Source organism: Bacillus sp. N447-1, assembly GCF_022701035.1.
Lineage (GTDB): Bacteria > Bacillota > Bacilli > Bacillales > Bacillaceae_G > Bacillus_A > Bacillus_A cereus.
The window spans coordinates 3,270,245-3,292,406 of record NZ_CP065509.1 but is presented as its reverse complement, the minus strand read 5'-3'; the positions used below and the strand labels follow the sequence as shown (position 1 = coordinate 3,292,406).

Sequence of the window (22,162 nt, the reverse complement as noted above, 5' to 3'; positions counted from 1 at the left end):
CTACATTACAAGTTAACACAAAATAAAAAGCGCAGAGTACTGACTCCACACCTTTTATTTTCACTATTGTACCACGTTCCCTAAGAAGAAGAAATCTTTCATTAATGGAAAATATTCATAAAAGAAATTGTACCCAATCATCGGCATAATCCCTAGTATTACAATCGAAATTGCACAAAGACTCATAACAACCTTTATATTTAAAGGTAACCGTATTCTCTCTTCTGTCTCTCCGGTACGGAAAAACATTTGTTGTAAAATACGGAAATAATATACGAATGAAACAACTGTCGTACCCATCATAATCGAAGCTAGTACGTAATGTGCTGGCTCTACATGAAGTGCGCCTAAAAAGATATTAATCTTTCCAATGAAGCCAGCCGTTCCTGGTATCCCAGCCAACGATAAAATAAAAATTGTCATCATTATCGCTGTAAATGGCGACCTTTTATATAAACCTGTGAAAATTGTTATATTTTCCTCATTATTTTGTAAGATTAAGCCGTGGATGATAGCAAATGCGCCTATATTCATAAGCATGTATGCCAGCATATAAAACCACATGCTATCCATCGTAAATGGTGATAATGCCACAAGTGGAACGAGTAAATATCCTGCATGAGCAATGCCCGAATAAGCAAATAAACGCTTTATATTGTATTGTTTTAATGCGACTACATTCCCAACAATCATCGTAATACTTGCTAGCACCGCAATATATATACTCATATGCCCATATAAAGATTGCATATCTCCTTGTATTAATACACTTGCAAAGATCATAAGGAACAAACGAATAATGAGTAGGAACCCGGCAATTTTAGAAATCGTTCCAAGAAAAGCAGTAACAGGTGTAGCCGCTCCTTCATACACATCAGGTGCCCACATATGAAACGGCACTGTGGCAATTTTAAATGAGAGACCAACTAGCAATAAAAGAAATGCGAGAGCTAACAATAACTGAATACCACTAGCGAGTTCCCCAGTGAGTACCTTTTGCATATCTACAATGTTAGTTGAACCTGTAATACCGTATAAATAACTCATTCCGAAGAGCGTAATCGCCGTTCCAATTCCTCCGCTAATGACGTATTTCATTGCCGCTTCATTTGATGCACGGCTCTTTTTTCGTATTCCTACTAAAATATAAGAAGAAAGTGAAAGTAACTCCAAACCAACGAAAAGGGTAATAAAATCTACACTAGAAGCCATGAACATCGCACCAAGAAGTGCCATTAAAAATAAGTAATAATATTCACCTTTATCTTCGATTGGATTCTTCTTATCATCGCTCATTGCGGTGCATAAAATGAGGGCTGAGGCACCTAATAGCAACGTTTTAAACCCTTTTGAAAATCCATCTAACACAAACGATCCATTTAAAATATCTCCTGCCGGTTCGCTATATAGAGTAATTAATGACACGATTGCTAATACGATGGCAGCAATCGCACCAAGAGCTACATATCTATGGTTCAGCTTAAAAAACAAATCACATATGGAAAGGAGGATGGCGGCGCCGAGAATAATAAATTCTGGCACCATTAGATGCCACGATAAGCTAAATAACGTATTCATATCCATCCTACTTCACCCCCAATGTTTTCAATGTATTTTGAAGCGGATCCCCTAGTATTTCTGGCATAACTCCAATTGCAATAATACAAAAGATAAGTAGTAAAACAGGGACATACTCCCATCCGTGTATATCAGATTTTGCTTCCCACTCTTTCTTTCCAAATGTCACTTGAAGTGTCGCCCTTAATACATATACAGCGGTTAAAATGATGCCAATCACACCGACTGCAGCAATGACGGGCTCTCCTTGAAATAAACCGAGAAAGGCAAGAAATTCACTAACAAACCCAGACATCCCTGGTAATCCGAGCGATGCCATTCCTCCTGCTAAGAAGAAGCCGCTAAGTACTGGGACACTTTTTGCGAGTCCACCAAGCGCTGTAATGTCTGATGTTCCGAAACGTTGTTCTATAACACCGAGTAAGAAAAACAGCAAGGCTGCAATTAAACCGTGCGATACAACCTGGAATAACGCTCCTTGTGTACCAGGTGCATTAAGTGACGCAAGTCCCATTAACACAATTCCCATATGCGAAATACTAGAGTAAGCCAGTACTTTCCTAAAGTCTGTTTGGATGAGCGCTAAAAAGGCACCGTATAATAAATTAATTACGCCTAATATCGCAATTAGTGTTGCAACATCGTGAAAATATTCCGGGAATAGCCCTTTCCCGAAGCGAATAATACCGTACGCTCCAATCTTCAGCAAAACACCCGCATGAAGCATAACTACAGCTGGATGCGCTTCTATGTGTACATTGACCATCCAGCGGTGCAACGGAAAAACAGGTAGTTTAATTGCAAAAGCAATCATTATGGCAATAAATACACTAAGCTGCAAATTACTTGGGATGACGAGTGCTCCCTCTGCGTTTACGCTTCTTAATATCTCTTTCAGCTCCACAATATTTGTTGTACCTGTTTTCGCGAACAAAATTGAGAAAACAATGAGCAAAATAGCTGAGCCAATACCGTTATATATTAAATAACTATACGCAGCCTTTTCACTCGACAATTTTCCCCACTTTCCAATTAATAAGAACATTGGTGGCAACGTAATTTCAAAGAAGATAAAAAACAACATTAAGTTTTGAGCAGCAAAGACGCCGAGCATTCCTATTTCTAGCATGAGTAACAGCATATAAAATGCTTTTAAATTTCTTTTAATAGAAAAGGCTGCAATTGCTGCAAGCATCGCTAGAAGAGCCGTCAGTACCATCATGACAAGTGACAAACCATCAATACCAAGCTCGTAATAAATAGAAAACCACCTTTTATCTACCGCTGTAAAATCGCCGAACTTAATCCATTTCACTTTTTCATCAAATAGTGACAAATTCTTTCCAGAAGCATATGTACAAGCGAGGACGATAGCGATTCCAAATGGCAGTGCCGTTCCAAATAAGCCAAGCGCTCGCACTGTACGCAATTCCTTTTTCGGTGTTAATACAAGCAATAAAATTCCTAAAAGCGGGGAAAAAATGAAGAACGTTAACAACAAATCATTCATCGTAAATCCCCTCCCGTATAGAGCAAAATAATGACGAGTACAGCGAGCGAAACCGCCGTTACAGTACCGTACACTTGTACATTCCCGTTTTGAAGTTTCGATCCAAGGTTACTTGTGCCTCTCACTACACTTGCAATTAAAACTGCAATTCCTTCGACTACATACACTTCAAATAAGCGAAGCACATGAGCGATTCCTTTCGTAATAGGAATCACCGTCATGTTGTATAGTTCATCCACATAATATTTTTCTTTCAAAAGATTATAAAGCGATGTTTCCGTACCCCCAGCCCAATTCCTAGAAATTGATTTCTTCCTATATATGAAATATGCAAGAGCGATTCCCGCAAATGAAACGAGTGTCGCAACAATCATAATCCAAACTGGTCCATGCGTTTCTTCAACCTTAAACCCTACATCTTTCGTCAACCAATCTCCGAGAAACGTCCCAAACCATGGTGTATTTATATATCCTGCCACTACTGCGAGAACGCCGAGAACAATCATTGGATACGTCATAACGCGAGGCGATTCATGCACTTCTTCCTTCGTCTTCGTTTCTCCAGTAAAGACAAGAAAGTAAAGGCGGAACATATAAAACGCTGTTAAAAATGCCGCAATTACTGCTAAAGTAAATAAAACGTAATTGCCATTCATCCACGTCGCCGCTAAAATTTCATCTTTGCTGAAAAAACCGGAAAGCAGCGGAACACCGCTAATGGCAAGGGTACCTATTAAAAATAGCGTACCAGTTACTTTCATCTTCTTCTGTAAACCGCCCATTTTATTAATGTTTTGCGTATGCACAGCATGAATTACACTTCCTGCCGCCAAAAATAGTAGTGCTTTAAAAAAAGCATGTGTCGTTAAATGAAATATACCAGCTACATAACCGGCAGAACCTAGCGCGAGCATCATATACCCGAGCTGGCTAACTGTAGAATAAGCAAGCACCCTCTTTATATCTGTTTGCACAAGACCGATAGAGGCCGCAAAGATTGCAGTGAAAGCTCCAACGATTGCCACTGTCTGCATCGCCACTGTACTTGCTGAAAATAGAGGGAACATCGTCGCTACTAAATATACGCCAGCTGCGACCATCGTCGCCGCGTGAATAAGTGCCGAAACGGGTGTTGGCCCCTCCATTGCATCTGGCAACCACGTATGAAGCGGGAACTGACCTGATTTCCCCATCGCCCCGATAAAAATTAATATCGCTGTTATTGTAATCATGTAAGGAGGTAGATCCCCTGTATAAATCGCCCTAAATATTGCGTCATATTCAAAACTACCTGCGTACCAAAAAATTAAAATCATCCCGATAAATAAACCAACATCCCCAATACGGGTCATAATAAAAGCCTTTTTTGCAGCAGCCTTCGCTTCTTCTTTAAAGAAATAAAAACCGATAAGTAAAAATGAGCCAAGGCCAACTAATTCCCAAAATATATAAAGTTGTAATAAATTCGTTGATATAACAAGCCCTAACATCGCAAATGTAAAGAGTCCTAAATATGCGTAAAAGGTCGGTAATCGTTCATCACCTTTCATATAACCTTTCGAATACACATGTACAAGTAGACTCACAAGCGTCACGATAAATAACATTAAAGCTCCTAATGCAGTCACTTCAAAGCCGAATGATATATCCACATCTCCAGCTCTAAGCCACACCCACTTATGCTTCACGCTTGCTTCTGAAAACCTTTCTATTAACACAAGTACCGCAAGTATAAAGGAGAGAAAGACGAAAAAAATACTAAGTACGCTGCTTCCTTCTCTAATTTTCTTCCCGAATATAATAAGTAACAAAAACGAAACGAGTGGGAAAAGCGGTATGAGCCATGCATAATCGATCATTGTTTCCTTCCCCCTTTTTCGGTCACAATGCTATCCTTTGAGCGTATCCATTTCATCCACCTGAACTGTCGTACGATTACGATATAAAGCAATTAAAATAGCGAGTCCTACCGCCGCTTCCGCTGCCGCTACAGCCATCGTAAACAGTGAGAAAATTTGACCTGTTAAATTCGGAAATAAGCCTAATTTACTAAACGCCACTAAGTTTAAATTGGCAGCATTCAGCATTAATTCGATACAAACTAATACGATTACTGTATTCCGCTTTGTTAAAGCTCCAAATAGACCGATGCAAAACAAAATAATCGCAAGTGTTAAATATGCAGAAGCTGGAACGCTACTCATTGGAATCCTCCTCTTTCTCGTCCTTTTTCGCAAGTATAATTGCGCCAACGAGTGCTACAAGTAAAATAACTGAAGTTAGTTCAAATGGAATAATATATTTTGAATAGAGAAGCGTACCGATTTGAAGTGTGTTGTTTTCATGGAGAGGTAAACTTCCTTGTGTGCTTTCATTTGCAAAATCAACATTATTAACAGCGAAATACATAACCGCTCCAAATGCTACAACTGCAAAGAAGATAATCCATTTTCGAAGAGTAAGACGCGATTCATTTTCCGCGTTATGTTTCGTTAACATAATGCCGAAAATCATAATAATTGTGATTGCACCAGAGTAAAGTAAAATTTGTGCAACGCCTATAAATTCGGCTGACAAAAGAAAATACAAACCTGCAATGCTGAGAAATGTCAGAACGAGAGCTAGCATCATGTGCATAACTTTCGTTAAGTTCAACATAAGAACACCGCCGATAATTGCAGACAAGGATAGTATAAAGAATGCTACAAACTCGCCATTCATGCCTTATTCTCCTTCCTGACGTTTTCGTCGTTTTCGTCAAGCCACTGCAAATTTTTAAATAAGTCATCACGTGAATATTCCGCGAGTTCAAAGTTATTTGTCATGACAATTGCCTCTGTCGGACAAACTTCTGTACATAAATCACAAAGAATACAAATTTCAAAATTAATATCATACGTGTCGATAATTTTTCCTTTTTTCGTAGGATCCGGATGTTTCTTTCCTGTTAACTGAATACAGTCTGTCGGACAAATGTTAGAGCACTGATTACAAACAATACATTTCTCCGGATAAAATTTTTGAATCCCCCGAAAACGGTCTGGCAACGGCAACGGTTGATTTGGATAATCATACGTTACCTTCTTCTTGCTCAAATTACTTAATGTATATTTTAACCCTTTAAATAGTCCTTTCATCTCTTACTGGCACCCCCCTCATAGATTAGAAGAATAACTCCTTAATCAATGCCGTTAAGAAAATATTTGCAAGTGCAATCGGCAATAATACTTTCCATCCAAACTCCATTAACTGGTCACCTCTTATACGCGGGAACGTAACGCGGAACCAAATTAATAGAAAGACTACACTGCTAAATTTCAAAGCAAACCATACGGCACCTGGGATAAATCCAAGAAACATGACTGGATTCCATCCGCCTAAAAAGAGCACTGTAATTAACGATGCCATCCCGAAGAAATATACGTACTCTGAAAGCATGAAAAACGCCCAGCGAAAACCTGAGTATTCCGTATGATATCCAGAAACAAGTTCTGACTCCGCTTCCGGCAAATCGAATGGCGTCCTATTTAACTCTGCAACTGCTGCGATTAAGAAAACGACGAATCCAATTGGCTGTACGAAAATGTACCAGACCTTCTCCTGCGCCGCTACAATCTCATTTAAATTCAGACTACCAGCTAGCAAAACGATGCCAATTACACTCATTACGAGCGGAATCTCATAAGAAATCATTTGCGCCGCCGCACGCATCCCTCCTAAAAGGGAATATTTATTATTCGATGCCCATCCCCCAGTTACAACACCTATCGTCGTAATACCGGAAACAGCAATATAATAAAGTAGCCCGACTCCAATATCTGCAAATTGAAATTTATCAGTGAACGGGATAACCGCAAGCACCATAAATGCTGGTGCAAATGCAATGACAGGCGCTAATATAAACAGCGGTTTATCTGCTGCTTTCGGAATACTATCTTCTTTCAATAATAGTTTTAAAACATCAGCTACCGTTTGCAGTAAACCGAATCGGCCTCCAACCTGGTTTGGTCCAATCCGCCCTTGCATAAACCCCATCACTTTCCGTTCTGCCAAAATTCCATATGTAACGAAGCCAAGGACTGCAAATAGTAGAAGTACCGCTAATCCAAAAAAAATGAAGAAATTCGTCCAGCTTGAAGGTGATTGTAAGAGCGTCTCAATCATTAGCCATCAACCTCCCCAAGTACAATATCAACTCCACCTAAAATCGTAATTAAATTAGCGATGTTTTCACCTTTCAATAACTTCGGTAAAATTTGCAAGTTATAAAAAGATGGCCTACGAAACTTCAAACGGTACGGCTCTTTCTTTCCGTCACTTGCGATATAACAACCAATCTCTCCGCGCGGCGATTCAATACGTACAAATGCTTCTCCCTTAGGTGCCTTAATAATTTTCGGTACTTTTGCCAGCACAGCTCCATCTTTCGGGAACTGCTGAACCGCTTGCTCAACAATCTTTAAAGACTCCTCGATTTCTTGCATTCGGCAAACGTAGCGATCCCAAGCATCTCCCACGCTTCCAACAGGAATATCAAAATCAAAACGATCATAAATCGAATACGGCTCATCTTTGCGAAGATCCCAGTTTACTCCAGTGCACCGCAAATTTGCTCCACTTAAAGAATACGAGATCGCTTCTTCCGCGCTATATATACCAACGCCTTTCACACGATTTAAGAAAATCTCATTACCGCTAACAAGATCATGATAACCTGCTAATTGCTCCCTCATATACGGAACAAACTCTTCCACCTTTTCAATCCAACCATCTGGGGCATCCCACTTCACACCACCAACTCTCATATAGTTAAAAGTAAGCCGTGCCCCGCATAATTCATTTAATAAATTTATAATCATCTCTCGTTCACGAAACGCGTACAAAAACGGGCTGACCGCTCCTATATCAAGAAGATTCGTCCCCCACCAAACGAGATGACTCGCAATTCTTCCTAACTCCATCGCAAGTACTCGCAAGTATTCGGCACGCTCCGGAATTTCAAGCCCCATCATCGTCTCCACAGCATGGCAAATGACGTAATTATTCGTCATGGCTGATAAATAGTCCATTCGATCTGTATAAGGGATAATTTGCGTATACTGTAAGCTCTCAGCGATCTTTTCGGTCCCGCGATGCAAATATCCAATAACAGGTGTAGCTTCTTTAATAATTTCCCCGTCAATCTTAATTACGAGCCTGAACACACCATGTGTACTCGGATGCTGAGGTCCTACATTCAAAAGCATCTCTTCCGTGCGGATCATAGCTACACCTCCACATCATACGGTTCATAGTCTTTTCTAAGCGGATATCCTACCCAATCATCTGGCATTAAAATACGCGTTAAATTCGGATGCCCTTTAAATACAATGCCGAGCAAATCATATGCTTCTCGCTCCGGCCAGTCAGCTCCTTTCCAAAGCGCTGTCACAGATTCGACTTGCGGCGCTTCCCGGTCTAGCTTTACCTTCACCGCTACCGATTGTTTCTTGCCATATGAAAACAAATGAACATACACTTCCATATGTGTCACAAAATCCGTCGCATGTAGCTCTGACATATAATCAAAAGCAAGTCCCTCATGGAATCGCAGTGACTCCATCACTTCATAATACTTTTCTGGATCCACCACAAGAGTTGGCACATCCTTTGACAGTTTATTAATGTAGGAATCTACTAATGCACCCTCTCCTAACTTCTCCCTAATAGCCTCAACATACTGATTTAAATACGGCTGATTTACGGACGGTTCTTCCTGCTTCGGCTCATCCTCTTTCTTACCTTCAGCTCCCTTTGTCTTCGCTCTTGCAGCCGCTGCTGCTTTCGCTTTTGCCGCTGCAATTGCCTTTGCCTTTTCATCTCCCGAATCCCCATCACCTTGCGAGGCTTTCTGCTTCGCCAATGCTGCCGCTTTCGCCTTTGCCGCCGCCACCGCTTTTGCCTTGGCTTTCGCTTTTTCTTCTTCCGTTACTTCTTCGGTTCCTTCTCTTTTCTGCTTCGCTAATGCTGCCGCTTTTGCTTTTGCGGCTGTTGCTGCCTTCGCCTTGGCTTTCGCTTTTTCTTCTTCCGTTACTTCTTCGGTTCCTTCTCTTTTCTGTTTCGCTAATGCTGCCGCTTTTGCTTTTGCGGCTGCTGCTGCCTTCGCCTTGGCTTTCGCTTTTTCTTCTTCCGTTACTTCTTCGGTTCCTTCTCTTTTCTGTTTCGCTAACGCCGCCGCTTTTGCTTTTGCGGCTGCTGCTGCCTTCGCCTTGGCTTTCGCTTTTTCTTCTTCCGTTACTTCTTCTGTCCCTTCTCTTTTCTGTTTCGCTAATGCTGCCGCTTTTGCTTTTGCGGCTGCTGCTGCCTTCGCCTTGGCTTTCGCTTTTTCTTCTTCCGTTACTTCTTCGGTTCCTTCTCTTTTCTGTTTCGCTAACGCCGCCGCTTTTGCTTTTGCGGCTGCTGCTGCCTTCGCCTTGGCTTTCGCTTTTTCTTCTTCCGTTACTTCTTCTGTCCCTTCTCTTTTCTGCTTTGCCAATGCTGCCGCTTTTGCTTTTGCGGCTGCTGCTGCACGTCGTTTTGCTTCTTCTATAGTAATATCATCATTTTTTGGTAGCGCTTTCTCTTTTTCTTGATCTTCCTCCTCAAGTTCACTTATTTCCGCCTCGTGTTTCGCTACAAGGCGTTTTCTCGCTTCTTCTTTCGCACGCCTAGCTGCTTCTTTTTTCAGATCCTCTAAATCTTTATTTGGATTACTCATTTATTCGTCACCTGCTTTCCGGTCTTTGCCTCGTAACGAATTTTCTCTTTTAATTTATTAATTCCATAGATTAAAGCAGCTGGATTTGGGGGACAACCAGGAATATACACATCAACTGGTACGATTTGGTCTACACCTTTCACAACAGCATATGAATTTACATACGGACCACCTGCTGTCGCACAAGATCCCATCGCAATAACCCATTTCGGTTCGGGCATTTGATCATATAAACGCCGAACAATAGGAGCCATCTTCTTCGTTACTGTTCCCGATACAATCATGACGTCCGATTGCCTTGGTGAAGTTCGAAAAAATGACCCAAATCGATCTAAATCGTAATGTGATGAGCCTACCCCCATCATTTCAATTGCACAGCATGCCAGTCCGAATGTCATCGGCCATAAAGAGTTGCTCCTCGCCCATCCTTTCAACTGTTCCAATGTAGAAAAAAAGATATTTCGTTCTAATTCTGCTCGCTCATTTGGATGTAATTCCTCAAAATTTATAACCATTGTAACACCTTCTTTTTCCAAGCATACGCTAATCCAACTAGCAACATTACAACAAAGATGAGCATTTCAATTAATGCAAATAAACCTAGCTTGTCATACGCAACAGCCCAAGGATATAAAAATAAAGTTTCTACATCAAAGATCACAAACAATAAAGCGAAAATATAATAACGAGCATGAAACCGAATATTTGCATCATGAAAAGGCTCAATTCCACTCTCATACGTCGTCGCCTTTGCTGCACTTGGTTTATTTGGGCGCAGCATCCTTCCTAATGTAAGAGCCACTACCGGCAGCAATATACCTAATAGCAAGAAAATCAAAACGATCATATAACTATTTTCATATACACTTGCCATTGTGAAACCCTCCCCCCTAAATTAAGAACAAGTTCACATAGTAAACAATATGTCCTAGTTGCAGTAATTATTATTTTTAAATTTTTCTAAATAATGCAACTATTCTAATCATTATAGCAAACTTCAAATTCCTATGTCGATATGTTGGGAGACAGAAACAAGAATTATTAAAATCTATCTTTACAACTTGCTATAATTGTGCAAAATAAATATAAAACTTATATATGCTTTTCAAGAAACCGTAGGTGATATAAATGAAAAAACAAACACATGTAAGTATTCTTATAAGCATTGTATTGCTGTCTATAACGCTTCACTATGTAGCAATGCCTTTTGTATATGAATACTCATTTCCTTTTCAGCTATTAATCGGAACGAGCACCCTATTAATTGATATTATCGCTTGTAGTTATATACTTTATTTTTCAAACATGAAAGAAGGGCTATCTCGTTTATTTTGGATCATATTATCTGTTGGAGCTCTCTCTTATTTTATCGGTGATATAGTCGTTGCCTATCAGCGTTTAATTGTAAAGGACTTCTATACGTTCGTTGATCCATCTGACTTTTTTTACTTACTTTTTTTAGTTAGCTTTACGTTTGCCTTTCTATACGAAATCATTTATAACCGAGATTTATTAGAAAAACTTTTTATGCTATGTGATATTTGTATTATCGTTACAGCCCAATTTACTTTAAGTTACTACTTACTTATTGAACGAACTATTCATATCTTTACAACATCCTATATCGACATATTTGTTCAACTTACCTATCCAATGGCTGATTTACTCTTTCTCTTAATAGGAATCAACCTTTTATTCAAACCACTATCCTTATTACCTAAAAAGGTCGGTGCACTTCTTGGCAGTGCTTTAATTTTATATGCTACTACAGATGCGATTTATGCTTATATAAAATACTTCATACCAGAGTATTCTATGTTTACAGTTACGCCTTTCTATCAAGTAACCTTAGTACTAGTAGCAATCGCCTGTATTCTCCATACAAAAAAGCCTGAAAAACAAGAACAAGTACTACTAACACCTAAAATTGGCGAATCAATCCGATTATCATTACCGTATATTTCTGTAGTAATGCTTATTGTTTTTATATTAGTTGAATACGTTTTTGCGCCTATTATAGTAATCGGACTTATAATAACTTTTTCTTTCGTTCTCATACGTCATAGTTTAGTTCGAAAACAAAATAAAATATTATTGATCGCTCAAATGCAATTCAACTCAGAACTCGAGAAACAAATTAAACTACGTACAGAAGATTTAGTAGAACAGAAAAATGAACTCTATCATAATCAACAAATGTTTAAATCTTTATACGAGCATCATCCAGATCCAATTTTCACATTAGATTTGTACGGTAATTTTCTCAAAGTAAATAACGCTGGTACTACTTTACTCGGTTATCAAACGAATGAATTATTAAACCAGCCTTACTATTCACTCATATACGAAGAAGATTTAGAAGAAATGATTAACGCCTTTCATCGCGTGAAAAAGGGATATTCGATTTCTTTAGAAATACGGGCTTACCATAAAAACAGAGATATTTACTACTTGCACGTTACCGCCGTACCGATCTTTTTAAAGGAGAAAATTTCTGGGGTTTATTTAATGATTAAAGATATTACGGAAAGCAAACAACAACAAGAACAAATCAACTTCCTAGCATACCATGATACTTTAACAGAGCTTGCAAATCGTCGTGCATTTCATCAACATTTAGAACAGGCAATTGCGCGAGCAAAAATATCGAAAAAGCCTTTTGCTGTTATGTTTCTCGACCTAGACCGTTTTAAAGTTATTAATGATACCCTCGGTCATCGAGTAGGAGACCTATTGCTCATCGCAGTAGCAAAAAGGCTCGAAAGAATAGCAACATCAAATATGAAACTCGCGCGGCTAGCTGGGGATGAGTTCACAATCCTTATCGAGAATTACAAAAAAAAGCCAGATGTCCAAAAAATAGCTGATAGGATTGTAGCGGCCATGAATGAGCCATTTGAAATCGAAAATCAACATTTACAAATCTCACCGAGCATCGGAATTGCAATATATCCTGAAGCAGGTGAAGATGCGCTATCCATTTTGCAGCATGCTGATATGGCCATGTACGAAGCAAAGAATAAAGGAAAAAACGGTAGCTCTCTTTACACGAAAGAACTATATAAAAAAATGGAACGAAAAGCTCGAATTGAAAAAGATTTGCCAATCGCTTTAGTAAACAAAGAATTTTATCTCGTTTATCAACCACAAATTGATACGACAACAAATAAAATTATCGGTGCTGAAGCTTTAATACGATGGAAACACCCGCTATTAGGTGACATTTCACCATGTGAGTTTATTCCAATTGTAGAAGAGACGCCACAAGTAGTCCCACTTGGACATTGGGTATTACAAGAAGCTTGTCTCCAATTAAAAATATGGCATACCTTTGGCTACCAAAATTTAAAAATAAGTGTTAATTTATCCGCAAAAGAATTCCGGCAAGATCAATTAATCGAAAACATTTCACAAATATTAAACGACGTGCAAGTCGACCCAAAATATGTAACCCTTGAGTTAACAGAAAGAATTGCAATGATTGACGAGAAAGAAACGTTATTGAGACTGAAGCAATTAAAAGAGTACGGTATCCAAACTTCCATTGATGACTTCGGTACTGGGTATTCTTCTCTTGCTTATTTATCAATTTTTCCAATCGACACATTAAAAGTACCGAGAGAATTTACACAATTAGCTGATCATCGTCCTGAAGAACGAGCCATCGTTTCTACAATACTTTCCCTCGCAAATACTTTAAATCTTTCAGTCGTTGCCGAAGGAATTGAAACCGAAAAACAGCTTAAGTTTCTGCAAAAACATAACTGTAAATATATGCAAGGTTACTATTTCAGTAAACCACTTACTAGTAATCAATTTATAAAATTTCTACAAAAAAACCCCAGTATGAACAAATAATTCATACTGGGGGTTTTATAGTGCTAAATTTTTTTCTCATAATATTCTTCTGCAATCTCTTCGTAAAAAGCTGCAGATGTCGTATAGAAATATGGAATTAACCATAAGAATCCAATCCCTAACGTAATACAACTTAATATAAACCAGCCAATAAAACTTAAACATAAAATGAAATACTCCATCTTATGTCCATCCATCATACGACGACTTTCTGTAATAGCTTGGTTCAGTGAATACTCAGGATGATCGTTTATAATAAAGTATGTCATCGCATAAGAAAATGATTTAATAATACCTGGAATAATGAACAATAACGTCCATAAGAAAAGATAAAGATTTACTAATAAATATAATAAAAATGATTTTAGAAATCTCTTTCCCTCTGAAAACCAAATGAATACATTACCAATACTAGCTTGCTTTTCACGAAGGATATTTAAACCAAGGTAATATCCACCTAAAGTTAACGGTCCAGTTACAAAAAATGAAAGAATATTCGTTGAAAGTGAACCATTTGTTTTTTGCCAACCGAAAATTAAAGAAAATCCCCAATCAACACTAAAACTAAAAGCCGTGATAAGAATTGAAATGAGTAGTGTAGCTCCAACAGCTAATCCCCATTTCCCTTCTAATGAATCTAGTGCTTCTCCTTTTAAATCACTAATCATGCGTAGCCTCGCCTCCTATACACAATAATTCTATTAGTATAGCATGTTCCTATTGAAATTCACCTTTTGAAATGTAGCGATAAAAGTGTGCTGTCGTCGTACTCATATACGGACTAAGCCAAAGAAATCCTATTCCAAAAGTAAGAAGCGCTAAAATAGCCCATCCTATGAAGCTCAGCCATAAAAGAAACAAATCTAACTTATGACCCTTCATAAGATTCTTACTTTCCTTCATCGCCTGCGAAACACTATATTCTGGATTTTCAATCATCACATAGTACGTCAGTGCATAAGAAAAATACATCACAATCATACCAACAATTGAAATTGCTAATAGTACGAAGAAAGCTATTGCAAATGACGTATTCCCTTCTTCACCTAACAATGCAAATAAGCCTATTAACAGCATCGGAATCCATGTACCTGTATATAACAAAATCGCAAGCATTGCCCACATTGTTTTCATCATTCTTTTAAAGCCACGAAATCCTTCGAATAAGTAATCTACTTTAGCATCTTCTCGTTTACTAATCTGTAAAAATACATTTGTATAACCATATGACGTAATCCCATACGATGCGTTACTCAAAATTATCATAATGCAATAAAAAATTCCAAAGGTAATACCTGCTCCAATTGACATCGTTTCCTCTTCAAATGATCCAGTTAAGCTTACAACTGAGAGAAATATAATAATTCCTGGAATTAATAGTATAAGCATTGCAGCCAGCGAAACAACATAACTTAAAATAAAATATAAAATTGTTGATCCAACACCTAGTCCCCATTTTCCCTTTAAAGAGTACAATGCTTCTCGCTTCATTTCACCAATCATTGATCCATCCCCTTTATGAAATATAAATTGTTGTACACTTCTACTTATACAAGCATCAATATAATTATACCAGTTTTGTAAAATTATCCATAAAATACACAAAAAAAAATCCGTAAAGGCAAAGCCCTTACGGATTTTTTTACTTCATATCGGAAACGTTCAAACGGTTCACAGCACGTTGTAATGCCATTTCTGCACGTTTAAAGTCAACATGTGCTTGTTTATCTTGCAGACGTTGCTCAGCGCGACGCTTCGCTTCATTTGCACGATGGATATCGATATGGTTTGCTTCTTCAGCAGATGATGATAATACAGTCACTTTATCTGGACGAACTTCGATAAAGCCACCGCTTACTGCTACATAATCAGTGTGTCCACCATTTTTCAGACGAACTGCACTAATTTTTAATGGTGCAACAGTTGGAATGTGACCTGGTAAGATCCCCATTTCCCCACTCTCTGCTTTTACACTTACCATTTCTACTTCTTTTTCGTAAACCGGTCCATCAGGAGTTACAATACTGACTGGAAATGTCTTCATACTTCGTCCCTCCTAAGGCCTTACGCCATCATTTTCTTCGCGTTTTCAATAACTTCTTCAATGCCACCTACTAAGCGGAATGCATCTTCTGGAAGGTCATCATATTTTCCTTCTAGAATTTCTTTGAAACCACTAACTGTATTTTTTACAGGTACGTAAGAACCTTTTTGACCTGTAAACTGCTCAGCTACGTGGAAGTTTTGAGATAAGAAGAATTGAATACGACGAGCACGATGTACAACTAACTTATCTTCTTCAGATAACTCATCCATACCTAAGATAGCGATGATATCTTGAAGCTCTTTATAACGTTGTAAAGTTTGCTGTACTTGACGAGCTACTTCATAATGCTCTTCTCCTACGATTTCTGGAGAAAGTGCACGAGATGTAGATGCTAATGGATCTACGGCTGGGTAAATACCCATTTGCGTTAAACGACGCTCTAAGTTTGTTGTTGCATCTAAGTGAGCGAACGTTGTAGCTGGTGCTGGGTCAGTATAGTCATCGGCTGGTACATATACCGCTTGGATAGACGTGATAGACCCTTTATTTGTAGATGTAATACGCTCTTGTAATTGACCCATTTCTGTTGCAAGTGTTGGTTGGTAACCTACCGCAGATGGCATACGACCAAGAAGGGCAGATACTTCAGAACCCGCTTGCGTGAAACGGAAGATGTTATCGATGAACAGAAGTACGTCTTGTCCTTGCTCATCACGGAAATGCTCAGCCATTGTTAAACCTGTTAATGCAACACGTTGACGTGCTCCAGGTGGCTCGTTCATTTGTCCGAATACCATCGCAGTTTTCTTGATTACGCCAGAATCGCTCATTTCGTGGTATAAGTCATTACCCTCACGAGTACGCTCACCTACACCAGCGAATACAGAGATACCACCGTGCTCTTGTGCGATGTTATTGATTAACTCCTGAATTAATACTGTTTTACCTACGCCGGCACCACCGAATAGGCCGATCTTACCACCCTTAATGTAAGGAGCAAGTAAGTCTACTACTTTAATACCAGTTTCAAGAATTTCTACTTTAGTAGATAATTCTTCGAATGCAGGTGCTTGACGGTGAATTGGATCACGGTGTACATCCGCAGGAAGTTCACCATCTAAGTCAATTGCATCACCTAATACGTTGAATACACGTCCAAGTGTTGCATCACCAACTGGTACAGAGATTGCTTTACCAGTATCTTCTACTTCTGTGCCACGAACAAGTCCATCTGTGGAAGACATCGCAACTGTACGAACTGTATCATCACCTAAATGAAGTGCAACTTCAAATGTTAAGTTCATGCTTCCGTTTTCGTTGCTTTGTTTTACCGTAAGGGCATTGTAGATTTCTGGTAGCTTTCCGCCATCAAACTTAACGTCTACAACCGGACCCATGATTTGCGTAACGCGCCCTTTATTCATCGGGTTCCCTCCTAGCTTTCTTTTAATTAGCTACCTCTATCAGAGAGGTTAGCTTTTAATTTTTTATTAGTTTAGCTTACGCGACTCTCCTGAAAGAGCCGCTTCCGCTTTTTATTGAATCCAGCTCCAGCGGTTAGAATGTTCGGTGGCTTCGCTTTTTCCTACGAGGCACAAATCGCCTCTACGTCAAAAGGCTCCATCCCCCTCTCATTCTGAACGAACCGCTTCCGCTTTTTAATACTATTCTAACGCTGCTGCTCCACCAACGATTTCCGTAATTTCTTGCGTAATCGCTGCCTGACGCGCACGGTTGAATGAAAGTGTAAGTGAATCGATAACTTCCATTGCGTTGTCTGTAGCACTCTTCATTGCTGTCATACGCGCTGCGTGCTCACTTGCTTTACCGTCTAGTAATGCACCGTACACTAAGCTTTCTGCGTATTGTGGCAATAGTACTTTTAAAATTTCTTCTTCAGAAGGTTCGAATTCATAAGCTGTCGTCGGTTTGTCAGACGCCACATCAGTAAGCGGTAAAATTTTATTTTCCGTTACCTCTTGTGAAATTTTACTTACGTAATGGTTGTAGTAAATGTACAGCTCATCATAAGCACCATCTGCGAACATCGCAATTGCTCGAGAAGCAAGGTCTTTAATATCAGTAAATGATGGGTGGTCAGATAATCCAACTACTTCATCAATAATGTTAAAGCCGCGACGTTTTAAATAATCACGTCCTAGTCGTCCAAGCACAATAATAGAATATTGGTTTGAATCCATATTATGACGTTCACGAATTACGTTACTTACTGTACGTAATACGTTACTGTTATAACCACCTGCTAGTCCGCGATCAGACGTAATAACGATGTATCCTGTACGCTTTACAGGACGCGCATTTAGCATTGGATGATTAATCCCTTTGCTTCCTTGCGCAATGCTCGCTACTACTTCTTGAATCTTTTCCATATACGGAACGAAAGATTTAGCATTTTGCTCTGCACGGTTTAACTTAGATGCAGATACCATCTCCATCGCTTTCGTAATTTGACTCGTTTTCTTTGTCGAGTTAATCTTCGCTTTTATATCGCGTAAAGATGCCACAGGTTTTCACCACCTTTTTTCCGGAAGTTGGCACGATTAGTAAGAATCCTCTTCCTAATCTACGTTGCAAGATATTCTTGCTCATGATTGAAGGAAAAGAATAGGTGCACCTACTCTTTTCCTTTACATGACCTTTAGCAATCTCAGAGCCCGAGATGCCTTTTATATATACTATCTAGCTCCAGCGGCTTGAATGAGCCGCTTCCGCTTTTATTATTCAGAAGCTACGAATACTTTTTTAAATCCATTGATTGCTGCTGCAAATTTGTCGTCATCCGCAAGTTTCTTAGTTGTGCGGATTTCTTCTAATAAGTCAGTCGCATTAGAATCTAACCAAGCATGGAATTCTTCTTCAAAACGAGTGATATCTACTACTGGGATATCATCTAGGAATCCACGTGTTAAAGCGTAAAGAATGATAACTTGTTTCTCTACACGTAACGGTTTGTGTAATCCTTGTTTTAATACCTCAACAGTACGAGCACCACGGTTTAATTTCGCTTGAGTTGCTTTATCAAGGTCAGAACCGAACTGAGCGAACGCTTCTAACTCACGGTAAGATGCAAGGTCAAGACGAAGTGTACCTGATACTTTACTCATTGCTTTAATCTGAGCAGATCCACCTACACGAGATACAGAAGTACCCGCATCGATCGCTGGACGTACGCCAGAGAAGAATAGGTCAGATTGTAAGAAGATTTGTCCATCCGTAATAGAAATTACGTTTGTTGGGATGTATGCTGATACGTCCCCTGCTTGTGTTTCGATGAAAGGTAGTGCAGTTAAAGAACCGCCGCCTTTTGCATCACTTAATTTTGCTGCACGCTCTAATAAGCGAGAATGTAAGTAGAATACATCCCCTGGGTAAGCTTCACGACCTGGAGGACGACGTAATAGTAATGACAGCTCACGGTAAGCCGCTGCTTGTTTTGATAAGTCATCATATACTACTAATACGTGTTTACCATTGTACATGAACTCTTCACCCATTGTTACACCAGCATAAGGAGCTAGGTATAGTAATGGAGCTGGTTGAGAAGCAGATGCAGTTACAACGATTGTGTATTCTAATGCACCGTGCTTACGTAGTGTTTCTACTACGTTACGTACAGTTGATTCTTTTTGTCCAATTGCTACGTAGATACAAATCATGTCTTCATCTTTTTGGTTAATGATTGTATCAAGTGCAACTGCTGTTTTACCAGTTTGACGGTCACCAATGATTAACTCACGTTGACCACGGCCAATTGGTACAAGAGCATCGATCGCTTTAATACCTGTTTGAAGTGGCTCATGAACAGATTTACGATCCATTACACCTGGTGCTGGACTTTCGATTGGACGAGTGTTTGTTGTATTGATTGGGCCTAAACCATCAACTGGTTGACCTAATGGGTTTACAACACGACCAATTAGTTCTTTTCCTACTGGTACTTGCATGATGCGACCAGTACGACGAACTTCGTCACCTTCACGGATTTCTGTGTAAGGTCCTAAAATGATAATACCTACGTTGTTTTCCTCTAAGTTTTGTGCTAGTCCCATAACGCCGTTAGAGAACTCTACAAGTTCACCAGCCATAACGTTATCAAGACCATGAGCACGCGCGATACCGTCACCAACTTGGATAACTGTACCAACATCACTAACTTCGATTTCAGACTGATAGTTCTCGATTTGTTGCTTTATCAGTGCGCTAATTTCTTCAGCTCTGATGCTCATGTGCTTCACCCCTATCTATTCTTCATTAATTCACGCTGAATACGTGCTAATTTTCCTTGTAAACTTCCGTCATAAATGCGATTTCCAATACGTACTTTAATTCCGCCTAGTAAATCTTCATCTACAACATTTTTCACGCGAATTGCATCTTTTCCCGTTCTCTTTGCAAATGCTTCAGCAATGTTAAGCTTCTCTTCTTCTGATAGAAGACGAGTAGAATATACAGTTGCATCCGCTACGTTACGTTCTTCATTAGCAAGAACAACATATTCATCTGCAATTTCAGGTAAGATATCAATGCGTTTGTTATCAATTAAAATATATAACGTATTTAAAATAGATTCAGAAACAGATCCGAATACGTTTGCAAGAAACGTTTTCTTTTGTTCCTTTGAAATGTTCGGTTGCGTTAAAAAGCTATGTAGTTCTCCGTTCTTTACATAAACGTTTTGTACAAGGCGTAATTCCTCTTCAAACATTTCTAATACGTGTTTTTCTTTTGCAATTTTAAAAAGAGCGACAGCATAACGTTTTGCTACAATCCCATTGCTCATCGCGCTTCTCCTACTTCTTTAATATAATCGCGAATTAACTTCACTTGATCTTCTTCTTTTAATTCTTTTTCAATTACTTTAGAAGCAATTTGAACAGATAAAGAAGCGACTTGTTCTTGTAAAGCAGCAATTGCTTGCTCTTTTTCGCGTTGAATTTCTTGTACAGCAGATGCTTTAATTGATTCTGCTTCTTCTTTCGCAGCAGCAACAATAACATCCTTTTGATCTACAGCTTGCTTTTTCGCTCTTTCGATTAACTCTTGTGCTTCAACACGCGATTGTTTTAACATCTCACGTTGTTCTTCTACTAATTTCTTCGCTTCAGCATTATTTCTTTCTGCAGCGTCGATTTCATTAGCAACGTGCTCTTCACGTTCTTTCATAATTCCCATTAAAGGACCCCACGCAAATTTGCGTAGCATTACTAATAGAAGTAAGAAAATGAACAATGTATAAGCAATCGTTCCAAATGGAATGGAAGCTCCTAATAATAAAGTTGGCACAAGGATTCACTCCCTTCAAAATATCTAAATTGATCATATGAAAAAAAAAGACATACGTTTCGTTCATAAAGCAATGGCGAAGAAAGTTCGGAAAAACACTCTTCGCCATCTATGTAAGGGGAGTCTCCCTTATTTGTTCATTACGATGAATGCAATAACTACACCGATGATTGGAAGTGCCTCAACTAAAGCAACCCCGATGAACATAATTGTTTGAAGTGCGCCTTTTAATTCTGGTTGACGAGCAACACCTTCGATTGTACGTGATACGATAAGACCGTTACCAATACCTGCACCTAATGCTGATAAACCAATTGCAATTGCAGCTGCGATTACACCTAAACTCATTTAATTTGTCCTCCTTTGTATTATAAAAAAATAAATTTTTTCTTACTTAAATTATATTAATGGTCATGGCTTACTTTATGAGCCATATAAACCATCGTTAACATAACGAAAATAAATGCTTGGATTGATCCAACGAATACACTGAATCCCATCCATGCTAACATTGGTACAAGCGCACCTAATGCCCCAAGGACTGATGCTCCGCCCAACTTAGCAAGTAATCCTAATAAGATCTCACCTGCATAAATGTTACCAAATAAACGAAGACCTAACGTTAATGTGTTAGCAAACTCCTCAATAACCTTTAATGGGAATAAGAATTTCATAGGTTGGAAATAACCTTTTACGTACTCTTTCGTACCCTTCATCTTAATTCCATAATAATGGGTGAGGGTAACTACCATCACGGCTAATGTTAATGTAACTGCTGGATCAGACGTTGGTGATCTCCACCATGCAATATGTTCGCCAGCTTCAGTTGCTGAATACATGAATGGTAAACCAAGGAAGTTCGATACGATGATAAACATGATAAGCGTAACGCCAAGCGTTAAGAAACGTCCACCTGTTTTCCAGTCCATCGTACTATTGATAATCCCTTTCACGAAGTCAAACACCCATTCCATGAAGTTTTGCATCCCGGTTGGGCGAAGAGCTAAGCTGCGAGTTCCGATAACAGCGATTAAGAAAACAATAACTGCTGCTACAGTAACCATCATAACTGATGACAAATCGAACGTTAAACCTAGAAATTCAACTAATTTACCGTGTTCCACTAGTA

Annotated in this window: 22 protein-coding genes; 1 reads left to right on the top strand and 21 read right to left on the bottom strand. The window is 39.0% G+C overall.

The features are described from left to right. Nucleotides 1-63: 63 nt before the first annotated feature. Genes nuoN through nuoA form a run of 11 tightly spaced genes read right to left on the bottom strand, consistent with a single transcriptional unit; the run spans nucleotide 64 to nucleotide 10,698 of the window. Complete coding sequence (nuoN, locus tag IQ781_RS16620) at nucleotides 64-1,578, bottom strand: NADH-quinone oxidoreductase subunit NuoN (protein ID WP_016125743.1); 1,515 nt, start codon at nucleotides 1,576-1,578, stop codon at nucleotides 64-66. 7 nt (nucleotides 1,579-1,585) lie between these two features. Further along, a complete protein-coding gene (locus tag IQ781_RS16615; RefSeq protein ID WP_050228876.1) occupies nucleotides 1,586-3,088 on the bottom strand; it encodes an NADH-quinone oxidoreductase subunit M in 1,503 nt (500 codons plus the stop codon). After that, nucleotides 3,085-4,947 (bottom strand): NADH-quinone oxidoreductase subunit L, encoded by a 1,863-nt coding sequence (gene nuoL, locus IQ781_RS16610; protein WP_016125745.1) that lies wholly within the window; start codon nucleotides 4,945-4,947, stop codon nucleotides 3,085-3,087. The genes IQ781_RS16615 and nuoL overlap by 4 nt, the downstream gene beginning before the upstream one ends. A gap of 30 nt (nucleotides 4,948-4,977) precedes the next feature. Then, entirely contained in the window at nucleotides 4,978-5,292 is a 315-nt protein-coding gene (nuoK, locus tag IQ781_RS16605) for an NADH-quinone oxidoreductase subunit NuoK (protein ID WP_000100079.1), read from the bottom strand. Beyond that, nucleotides 5,285-5,809 carry an NADH-quinone oxidoreductase subunit J gene (locus IQ781_RS16600; protein WP_001012812.1) on the bottom strand — a complete coding sequence of 175 codons (525 nt, stop codon included), beginning with the start codon at nucleotides 5,807-5,809 and terminating at the stop codon, nucleotides 5,285-5,287. The genes nuoK and IQ781_RS16600 overlap by 8 nt, the downstream gene beginning before the upstream one ends. Further along, nucleotides 5,806-6,225 (bottom strand): NADH-quinone oxidoreductase subunit NuoI, encoded by a 420-nt coding sequence (gene nuoI, locus IQ781_RS16595; protein ID WP_000677191.1) that lies wholly within the window; start codon nucleotides 6,223-6,225, stop codon nucleotides 5,806-5,808. The genes IQ781_RS16600 and nuoI overlap by 4 nt, the downstream gene beginning before the upstream one ends. Nucleotides 6,226-6,250: 25 nt before the next feature. Next, nucleotides 6,251-7,252: an NADH-quinone oxidoreductase subunit NuoH gene (gene nuoH, locus IQ781_RS16590; RefSeq protein ID WP_000573426.1), complete on the bottom strand. Its 1,002-nt coding sequence runs from the start codon at nucleotides 7,250-7,252 to the stop codon at nucleotides 6,251-6,253. Then, complete coding sequence (gene nuoD / locus IQ781_RS16585; RefSeq protein WP_000621434.1) at nucleotides 7,252-8,352, bottom strand: NADH-quinone oxidoreductase subunit NuoD; 1,101 nt, start codon at nucleotides 8,350-8,352, stop codon at nucleotides 7,252-7,254. The genes nuoH and nuoD overlap by 1 nt, the downstream gene beginning before the upstream one ends. Nucleotides 8,353-8,354: 2 nt before the next feature. After that, entirely contained in the window at nucleotides 8,355-9,824 is a 1,470-nt protein-coding gene (locus tag IQ781_RS16580) for an NADH-quinone oxidoreductase subunit C (protein WP_050292763.1), read from the bottom strand. Beyond that, complete coding sequence (gene nuoB / locus IQ781_RS16575; RefSeq protein WP_000236331.1) at nucleotides 9,821-10,339, bottom strand: NADH-quinone oxidoreductase subunit NuoB; 519 nt, start codon at nucleotides 10,337-10,339, stop codon at nucleotides 9,821-9,823. The genes IQ781_RS16580 and nuoB overlap by 4 nt, the downstream gene beginning before the upstream one ends. After that, nucleotides 10,330-10,698 (bottom strand): NADH-quinone oxidoreductase subunit NuoA, encoded by a 369-nt coding sequence (gene nuoA, locus IQ781_RS16570; RefSeq protein ID WP_000179273.1) that lies wholly within the window; start codon nucleotides 10,696-10,698, stop codon nucleotides 10,330-10,332. The genes nuoB and nuoA overlap by 10 nt, the downstream gene beginning before the upstream one ends. A gap of 254 nt (nucleotides 10,699-10,952) precedes the next feature. Between nuoA and IQ781_RS16565 the strand changes: the two genes are divergently transcribed. Continuing rightward, nucleotides 10,953-13,682 carry an EAL domain-containing protein gene (locus tag IQ781_RS16565; protein ID WP_063220191.1) on the top strand — a complete coding sequence of 910 codons (2,730 nt, stop codon included), beginning with the start codon at nucleotides 10,953-10,955 and terminating at the stop codon, nucleotides 13,680-13,682. 23 nt (nucleotides 13,683-13,705) lie between these two features. On the opposite strand, the gene IQ781_RS16560 is transcribed toward IQ781_RS16565, so the two are convergent. From IQ781_RS16560 to atpB, 10 genes are all read right to left on the bottom strand, one after another. After that, nucleotides 13,706-14,350 carry a DUF975 family protein gene (locus IQ781_RS16560; protein WP_000622462.1) on the bottom strand — a complete coding sequence of 215 codons (645 nt, stop codon included), beginning with the start codon at nucleotides 14,348-14,350 and terminating at the stop codon, nucleotides 13,706-13,708. 49 nt (nucleotides 14,351-14,399) lie between these two features. Next, nucleotides 14,400-15,185: a DUF975 family protein gene (locus tag IQ781_RS16555; protein ID WP_000578820.1), complete on the bottom strand. Its 786-nt coding sequence runs from the start codon at nucleotides 15,183-15,185 to the stop codon at nucleotides 14,400-14,402. Nucleotides 15,186-15,324: 139 nt separating this feature from the next. Then, nucleotides 15,325-15,726: a F0F1 ATP synthase subunit epsilon gene (gene atpC, locus IQ781_RS16550; protein ID WP_000847211.1), complete on the bottom strand. Its 402-nt coding sequence runs from the start codon at nucleotides 15,724-15,726 to the stop codon at nucleotides 15,325-15,327. A gap of 20 nt (nucleotides 15,727-15,746) precedes the next feature. Beyond that, on the bottom strand, nucleotides 15,747-17,153 hold the full coding sequence (atpD, locus tag IQ781_RS16545; RefSeq protein WP_001032595.1) for a F0F1 ATP synthase subunit beta: 1,407 nt from the start codon (nucleotides 17,151-17,153) through the stop codon (nucleotides 15,747-15,749). Nucleotides 17,154-17,393: 240 nt separating this feature from the next. Next, the gene (atpG, locus tag IQ781_RS16540) at nucleotides 17,394-18,254 is read right to left on the bottom strand and encodes a F0F1 ATP synthase subunit gamma (protein ID WP_000157696.1); all 861 of its coding nucleotides are present in this window, start codon (nucleotides 18,252-18,254) and stop codon (nucleotides 17,394-17,396) included. A 213-nt stretch (nucleotides 18,255-18,467) separates the two neighbouring features. Next, nucleotides 18,468-19,976 carry a F0F1 ATP synthase subunit alpha gene (gene atpA, locus IQ781_RS16535; protein WP_000027518.1) on the bottom strand — a complete coding sequence of 503 codons (1,509 nt, stop codon included), beginning with the start codon at nucleotides 19,974-19,976 and terminating at the stop codon, nucleotides 18,468-18,470. 11 nt (nucleotides 19,977-19,987) lie between these two features. Continuing rightward, nucleotides 19,988-20,530, bottom strand: coding sequence for a F0F1 ATP synthase subunit delta (atpH, locus tag IQ781_RS16530; protein WP_000064683.1), 543 nt, complete (start codon nucleotides 20,528-20,530; stop codon nucleotides 19,988-19,990). Continuing rightward, nucleotides 20,527-21,033, bottom strand: a complete 507-nt coding sequence (atpF, locus tag IQ781_RS16525) for a F0F1 ATP synthase subunit B (protein ID WP_001142624.1) — start codon at nucleotides 21,031-21,033, stop codon at nucleotides 20,527-20,529. Before atpF ends, atpH begins: the two co-directional genes overlap by 4 nt. Before the next feature lie 129 nt (nucleotides 21,034-21,162). Further along, nucleotides 21,163-21,381 carry a F0F1 ATP synthase subunit C gene (atpE, locus tag IQ781_RS16520; protein WP_000052064.1) on the bottom strand — a complete coding sequence of 73 codons (219 nt, stop codon included), beginning with the start codon at nucleotides 21,379-21,381 and terminating at the stop codon, nucleotides 21,163-21,165. Between the two features lie 56 nt (nucleotides 21,382-21,437). Further along, nucleotides 21,438-22,157, bottom strand: coding sequence for a F0F1 ATP synthase subunit A (atpB, locus tag IQ781_RS16515; RefSeq protein WP_000399871.1), 720 nt, complete (start codon nucleotides 22,155-22,157; stop codon nucleotides 21,438-21,440). Nucleotides 22,158-22,162: the final 5 nt, after the last annotated feature.